Annotated in this window: 2 protein-coding genes; both read left to right on the forward strand. The window is 57.3% G+C overall.

All coding sequences use genetic code 11. From position 1 onward, the window contains the following. Positions 1–230: 230 nt before the first annotated feature. The gene (locus HNR38_RS11705) at positions 231–7,475 is read left to right on the forward strand and encodes a fibronectin type III domain-containing protein (protein WP_221275778.1); all 7,245 of its coding nucleotides are present in this window, start codon (positions 231–233) and stop codon (positions 7,473–7,475) included. Between the two features lie 183 nt (positions 7,476–7,658). Continuing rightward, on the forward strand, positions 7,659–8,431 hold a 773-nt coding region (locus tag HNR38_RS11710; RefSeq protein WP_183704309.1), incomplete at its 3' end, for a hypothetical protein.

Consider the following 8,431-nt stretch of genomic DNA (forward strand, 5'->3'; position numbering starts at 1 on the left):
GTAGCGGCGGTGGTGGCGGCCGTATTGCGATCTATTATCAGGCGCTGGATGGCTTTAATAGGTCGGGTGTAACGGCCCTTGGCGGCTCGGGTAGCAGCTCAAGCATTACCAAGGACGGATCCGACGGTACCGTCCACATCGTTGCGCGTAGTCACCCTGTCCTCAAATCCGTATCCATCAGGCAAACCGATTTGCCGGAAAATGGCAATCAGGCGCTTGAAGCATTCAATGTGTCTTTTTGGAGCTCGATCGATGCAACTTCCTTCCAGCCCTCTGATATAACGCTGGAAAGCGCCGGTTATGTCGCGACCGTTGCAGAGGTGCAACAGATTAATTCGCTGACTTATCGTGTGGTTCTGCAGCAGCCACTGGAAGATGGAGACTACCAGCTAGCGATTGGGCCTGACATCCTGACGGATGACGGTATGGGTATGGATCAGAACTGGAATGGCATCTTTGGCGAGCCTGAAGATATCTACCGCGCCAGTTTTTCAATCGATACTCAGGCACCTGAGGCAGTCACGATTACCTCCCATAATGTTGATCAGCTTTATGAGGTTGATTCCAGAAGCATCAACATAGAGGGGCTCCGTGACGATGATGTGTCCATCAGGGTCAATGGGGCGCAGAAGGTTGCCATCGGTGATACGGCCTGGTCCATTGAGGATTACCCGCTGGACGAGGGTCTCAACAAGCTGACGTTTGTTGCGGTTGACGCTGCCCTTAACCAATCTGAGCCGGTCGTGCTGCAAGTTGACGTCGATAGTTACGGTCCAACATTTGTGGGTGTGGAGCCGGAGGGCCATATCAATGTTCTGCCTCAGGCGGTGCGGGTTGAAGCCCGTGATGAGGGCAGCGGCCTTGATCTTTCGAATTCTTCGATCACCGTCGTTAGAGATGGAGAAGCCGTTGCCGGCTCGGTTCAGCTTGAAGGCGATGTGTTGGTGTTCAGGGCGTCCGTCCCCTGGAAAGAGGGGTTCTACTCGGTCGATGTTGAATTGGGTGATGCCAGGGGCAATATTAACGCGGCGCACACCCCCAAGTTTGTCATTGACCTGACAGCTCCGGAAGTTCCGGAGGTTGTCGCGCACCCTCCAGCCACAACCATTAACACTTTCACCTTTAGTGGCAGCAAGGAACCCTACACCGGTATTCTTGTTGATGACCAGTTGAAGGTATCCAATACGAAACAAACCTCATGGAGCTATGCGGCTCCATTGGTGGAGGGTGACAACACCTTTACACTGAGGACGGTTGACCGGGCCGGTAATATCAGTGAGCCAACGGTTGTGACCATTCGCTATGATGACACCGTACCTGGACCGGTAACTTTCAGCTTCAATCCGGAAGGTAATGGCACTTCGGTTTCACTGGATTGGTCTTCTTACGATACCGTCGCCAATGGCAACGATATCGCCCAATATCATGTGTTTTCTGCAACGGCGCCCTTTACATCGGTTCAGAGTCTGGAAGCGGAGGCGGTTATTCCGGCAGGAACAACGTCATATGAGCTTCGTGGCGTGTCCCGTAGCGAGCCGGTGTATGTCGCGGTTGTTGCACAAGACACGTCAGGCTTAATGCTGGACGAAGTCACCGGCGTTGAAATTAAAACGGTCGACATTCAGCCACCACCTAATCCCTCCCGACTGAATGCCTCGCCTGGCGCAGATAATCTGAAGGTTTCCTGGCAGCCATCCTCTAATGAGGCAGGTGATCTGGCAGGCTATCGACTGTATGTCCAGAGCGACGAAGAGACGGATACCAACGATCTTCCGGTTGATTCACTAGTGGTAGAAGACGGGGCCGTGGTCTTTAATGTGCCATCGCTGCAACCAGCCACTGGGTATCAGTTGAGGGTAACGGCATATGACGGCGACGGAAATGAATCATCAGGAATTGCCAAGCCGGGCGTTACGCTGCTTCAAAACCCCGAACTGATATCCGTGGAACCGTTCAGCGGTAAAGTTGAGCTGGAATGGTCTGCGGTTCCAGAGGTCAGTCTGGTCAAGAAATACCGGGTCTATGCCTCAACCAGCCCCTACACCTCCGTGGAGGGTATGAGCGCCAGGGCTTCCTTCCCCAAAGACCAGCTAAGTGGAGGAGTTGCAGGGCTAGAGAATGATACAACGTATTATGTCGCCGTCACTGTTGTGAATCTGTCCGGTGGTGAAGATCCTCAGGTTACAACCATGGAGGTGACGCCTGAAGATGACGAAAGTGGTCCCGATATTCAGAAGCTGACCTATTTCGACGGCGCTGCCGAAGTGGAACTCGACAATGGGTCAAGTGTTACCGAGGTTGGTGCAGTTCGCATCTACGCTGAAGACCCCTCAGGCCTCAGCAGCCTCAAACTAGCCATTGACGACGTTAGCATCGGTAACGACCATTCAGCGTCGCCTTTCTTTGAGATCCCCTGGGATCTTATTGCGTTCGACGATGGTGAGCACGTTCTGACTGCCACGGCCCATGACACCCTGAACAACACCTCTGAACGCGTGTTGACCCTGAATGTCGCCCTGGCCCCTCCGGCGGCACCAGAGATCCTGAGCCCTCAGGCCGGTACCACCACCAACCGTTCTGAAGTTGAGGTGACCGGCCAATCCGTTGCACAGACCACCATTCAGGTCACCGTTAACGGAACGCTTCAACCCGACACCATTCAGCCTGGCCCTGGAGGCCAGTTCAAGACAACGGTTCCCCTTTCCGAAGGCGATAACGAGGTAACGCTGGCTGCTGCATACACCAACCGGGGAGTTTATGGTGAGAGCAGCGCGCCGCTTACGATCACGCGTGACAGTAGCGCTCCCGATGCGCCCGAAGGTTTAACCGCCCAAAGCAAACCCCTTGGCCAGATCGCCCTCGGTTGGTCCTTGGTAGACCAGGCGGAAGGGTATCGCATTCATCGTGCGTCTGAGCCATTCGATGTGGCTCAGGGGGTTACTCAACTGAATAGTGAACCCCTCACAGGGACCACCTATCAGGATCTACCGGGCCAGGACGGCGACTATTACTACCGCGTGATCGCCGTGAACAAGCTGGGCACGGAGAGCGAGCCCTCTGCATCGGCATCGGCGGCCTCTGACAGCACAGCCCCACAGGCAACGGAAATCCTCTACACGCCCCACGGCAGTTATGACGAGGCTTCCGGCCGCTACGGGCCGGGCCAGGTTGATGTTGAGGTGGAAGTCAGCGAACCCCTGAAAACCACACCTTATCTGGCGCTGACAGTCAGTGGCGGTGCGCCGATGGTGGCGGAGCTGCGCAAGGACTATGGCAGCGATACTCGCTATACCGGTGAATTCGTCATCCCGGAAACTGCCGTTTCCGGTACCGCCATGGCGGTATTCTCTGCCCATGACAAGGTAGGCAATCGTGGCTCTGAGGTAGTCATAGGCGACACGCTCGTTGTGGATGCCAAGGGCCCCGAAGTCAGTCAGCTCAGCCTTAACCCCAATTCGCCCATCCAGAACGATCCGGATGAGCATGGCCTCGGGCGCATTCTGGATGTGTCGCTGACCCTGGCTGATGACGTTATGCCCGGTGAAATGCCGCAATTGATCCCCGTCGTCGTGACGGATACTGGCGAGGAGGTCATTGCAGATTACGCCTCCGGCATAACCCTGACACGGGATGAGGCCTCTCAGCCGGGTACCCCGGTTTTCAATGGACAGCTTCAGCTACCGGTCAGTGCTGGACAGGACGACGCCGGCGAACCCACATCGGAATTGCTCGGTTTCCGGTACCTGGCCAGAGACGATCTGGGTAATGAGGTCGATAGTATTGCCGGCAACCCCCGTTTCCAGGTTTACCAGGGTGACTTGCCTCCGCTTGAGACGCCGTCGGGTTTGATGGCGCGAGCGCTGCCTGCCGGCAAGATCGAATTGATCTGGAGTGATGTGGAAAACGCAGCCGGTTACCGGCTCTACCGTCAGGCCCCGGGTGAGACTGAGCTGACCGAACTGAAGCAGCTCGATTTCCCGGCCGAGATGCTTTATATGGATGGTCAGACTGCGCCATTGGCGGATGGCCAGTACCAGTACGCGATTGCCAGTGTCCGTGTACAGAATGGCCAGACCGCCGTAAGCGCCATGAGCGATCCGGTTACCGTGAACGCCGACGCTACACCGCCGGACGCACCGGAAAACCTGTCACTTGAACTGAACGGCGCCGGAGTCGTTGCCCGCTGGCAACCCCCGGCTTCAGAGGTACAGGACGGGTTGCTGGAATACAACCTCTACCGGGTCAACCTGCCGGCGGATAGTCAGCCTTCTGACATGACCTCCTATCAGCCGTTGCAGAATGGCATCCCGGACATCATCGCGCTGGATTCCCGCCCGTCGGCCACAGAGCACCTCTATGCGATAACCGCGGTGGATCCTGCCGGTAACGAATCCATTGCATCCAATGCTGAGTACCTCAACGTTGACCTGCTTCCGGTCAGTGACCTGAGCATCACCCTGCCGGAAGACGGCCAGCCCACCCTGAGCTGGAACCACGCCAAAACGTCTTCGGTGGAGTTTGAGGTATACGACGTCAACACCAGTGAAGACACGCCATTGCATGAAGGGCGTGTTGCTGACCGCCATTATGTGGACAGCGGCTACAGCACGGTGGCCGGAGGTGGGGCAACTGAGGATCGGTTGTACCGCGTCATCGCCGTGGACCCCAATGGTGTATCCAGTGTTGGGCATGATCTGCTGCTACCAGCGCTAAACGCTTCGCTCAACCGTGACGAGAGCGGCATTGATCTGCGCCGGGGCATTATGAACCGAGTATCCTTCCGGGTCGCCAACGCCGGTGCCACGGATGTCGTTCAGGCCCGGCTGCGGGTGACCGTCAGCGACAACGGTACCGAACGTAAACACTGGTCGGAACGCTTCTCCGTCGCTCCTGGTGGGTTTACCGATGTGCCGGTAGTGATTGGCGGATACGAGGCGTTGCCCACACTGGCCCCGGTATCGGTGGATATTGTACTGGCACCCAAGGCTGGCCAATCCGTTGTGATTGAGCAGACGGAGGAAATCCAGGTTGGCCAGTCCGGATTGATTGCCACACTGGAGCCGGAAGACTTCGTGCGAGGCGCAACCGGCAAGGTGAGGCTGGTGTTGGAAAACCCCTCTGATGTTGAGACGGAAGTCCTGATGGCCAGGTCCTCCGGTAAGCGGGCCTCCAACGAACTGCGGCTGATCCTCAAAGACCCGGATGGCAACACGCTGAGTGAGCAGGCGGTGAAACAGGGTACCGGCGACGTGATCACACTGAGCAACGGCCAAACCGTCGCGCGTATACCCCCCCATGACACGTACCAGTCCCAGTTCCTGGAGGTGCCGGTACCATCCTCAGCGCCAGACGCGGTAAAGGTACATCTGGAGGTTGATCACTTCCGTTACCACACCGGCCGGGATACCGCTGTCGCGATTGCAGGTACCCGTGCAAGCCGGGATGTCAGCCTTAAAGAAACGCCCTATTACGGCGAACTGGACGACATTACCCCGGCAACGGTTTTCACTGGCGATACGGTGAACATCAAAGGGCGGGCATTGGACCGCCAGACCGAGAGTGTTCTGCCGAATGTCCCACTTACCCTCGTGCTGACCACCCGTGGTATTGAGCGCACCTTCCCGATATACACAAGCGAGGACGGTTCGTTTACCTACTCCTTCACGCCCAGCGCCTCCGGGTCCGGGGAATATCGGGTATCGGTTCTGCATCCACAGATGGTGGAACGGCCCGAGCACGGCTCATTTACCGTGGAAGGCGCGGGCGTAAGTCCCACCCGTGCAAACATCAATATTCCACGTAACTATGAATACGATGATCTGAAGATTCGCGTTAAATCAGGCTACGCCACCGAACTGAGCAATGTACGGCTGGTCTACGCACCATCGACCGATAACGACGGGAACCCGCTGCCTGCTCCACAGGGCATGCAATACGATCTGGGAGCGCCAAAGCAGGTAAGGCCCAACAGCAGCGTATACCTTCCTCTGTCGTTCAGCGGTGATGCGTCGGCAGCGGATGAAGGCAAACTGCGGTTTCATGTGGTAGCGGATAATCGCGAACAGCCGCTGGATACGGTCGTGGTCAGCTACTTCCTCTCCGAGGCCAAGCCAGCCATGCTGGCCCAGCCGTCACTGCTCAATACCGGCGTGAGTCTTGGGGAATCACAGCAGGAAACCTTTACTCTCGAAAACACCGGACTGGCAAGCGCCAACAATCTCCAACTGGAGTTGATTACAGAGAGTGGCGACCCGGCCCCGGCCTGGTTCCAGCTATTGTCTCCTACCATGATCAGCTCACTGGCGGTCGATGCCTCGGCAGAAGTCCAGTTGGCGTTGTCGCCCGACAGCCAGGTGCCCACCAATGACTATGTGTTCAAGGTGCGTGTGACGGGAGACAACGTTGAAGCCTTTGAGGTGCCGGTGCTGGTGGCCGCTACAGATTCGGATACCGGCAACGTTTTCTTCCACACCACCGACATCTACACCGCAACACTGGATGAAAACATGGAGCCCATCCCGGGGCTGGGCGGCGTCAAGATCAAGTTGCAGAACACCCGGGTGCTGTCTGAGGAATTCGAACTCAAAACCGACGCGGAGGGTTTCGGTGAGTTGAAAGACATCCCCGCCGGGCGATACAGCTATAGGGCCTCCGCCTTTGACCATGAGTCTGTGTCTGGCCACCTGTGGGTTAAGCCCGGCGTGACCACGGATGAGCAGCTTTTCCTCATGAACAAACTGGTGAATGTGGAGTTTTCGGTAACGGAAGTCACCCTGGAAGACCGCTACGACATCGTGCTCGAGGCCACATACGAGACCAATGTTCCGGCTCCGGTGGTGATGTTTGAGCCCATGTCCGTCAATCTCCCGATGCTCAAGAAGGGTGAGGTCTTCCAGGGAGAATTCACCATTACCAACCATGGCCTGATTGAAGCCTACGATGTCGCAGCCTCCCTGCCAGAGGGTGACGACTACGCCCGCTTTGATTACCTCACCGAAATACCCGATGTGCTTTCCCCGGGGCAAGTGGTGCGTGTGCCCTACCGGATTGTGGCGCTGCAGGACTTTGAGCCGAGTGGCGATGGCGAAGCAACCGGGGGCGGATGTGTGAAGCGCGAGTACAAGGCCATTTGTACCTATTCAGCCCAATGTGCTGTAGGAACCATCATCGATAACGCGGCAACCATGTTCTGGAATGCTGTTAGCGGTAGCTCATGTGGTTCCTCCAGTGGTGGGTCATCCGGTAGTTATGGTGGTGGCGGCTATTGGGGGGGCTACGGTGGCTACGGTGGCGGTGGTGTGAACTACTCGCCGGCGCCCCGTGGCGAGGTGACCGTGGATGACGATTTTTGCCCCAAAGACTGCGAATACTGCTGCGGCAACGGCAGTGGTGGTGCAGGAGGCTTGGGCTCCGGCGGTGGATCGGGAGGTCTTCCGGGGGGCACGGCAATCGGCGAGCCTCTGATGCGATTCTGATACCACCTGTGTATACGGTCCGTTGCGTGAACGAAACAGAATGGGCGTGCAAGTTTAAATAGAACAAAGGGATGTGTAATGAGCGGCAAGGGAATGATGAAAAACACAAAGGCGCAAAACCGTAGGTCCACCGGAAGGCACTCGTTTAGGCTTAAAACAGCCCTCCTTGGCCTGATGGCCCTGTTGGCACTCCCCCTTGCCCCACAGGCGGAGGCCGCCCCCACGGTCACCACCCGCCCCACGCCGGAAGTGACCTCCATGAACGTCAATCCCACGGACGAGGACTTGACGGTGGCCGCTTTCGGCTCGGACGTGGTGATCCGCCGGGTGTATTCCGACGGCCAGTGGCACTGGAACCGGCGCTGGGCTAACGTCACTGCCAACCTTGGCCCCAACAACGGCAGTTGGGCCGTACCCCTAACGCCTGGCTGGGTCTCGGATACCGCCAGCATTGCCCGTAACGACGTGACCTATACACGCACCTCACCCGGCACGGCAGAGCGCTTTGCGGACCTGCGATTTGTGGCCCAGGGAGCGGGGCAGTACGAATTCTTTGACGTGTCCGAGAGCGCCCTTACCTGGAAAGACCGGGAAGGCAATTGGATTCGCTACCAGCTCAAGCCGGAACTGCCCAACACCGGTGTGATCACCGAATACGGCAACCCGCTCTACTCCCATAAACTGGTCACTGACGATCTCGGGCGCGTGACCGAAGTGATCGACCACTTTGATCACTCCCTGGTCACCTTCACCTACCTCGACAACACCCAACTGCCGACCCGCATAGAAGACTACAGTGGCCGCTCCGTATCCTACGTGTACAACGACAGGCGCCAGTTGACAGAGATTGTGGATGTCCGGGGTGAATCCTGGCATTACACCTATACCCAGAGTGCCAACAGCAAACCGAAGATCGCCTCCATCACCGACCCCCGGGGCAACACCACAAAATACCA

Origin of the sequence: Marinobacter oulmenensis, assembly GCF_014201735.1 — a bacterium.
GTDB classification, from domain to species: Bacteria; Pseudomonadota; Gammaproteobacteria; order Pseudomonadales; family Oleiphilaceae; genus Marinobacter; species Marinobacter oulmenensis.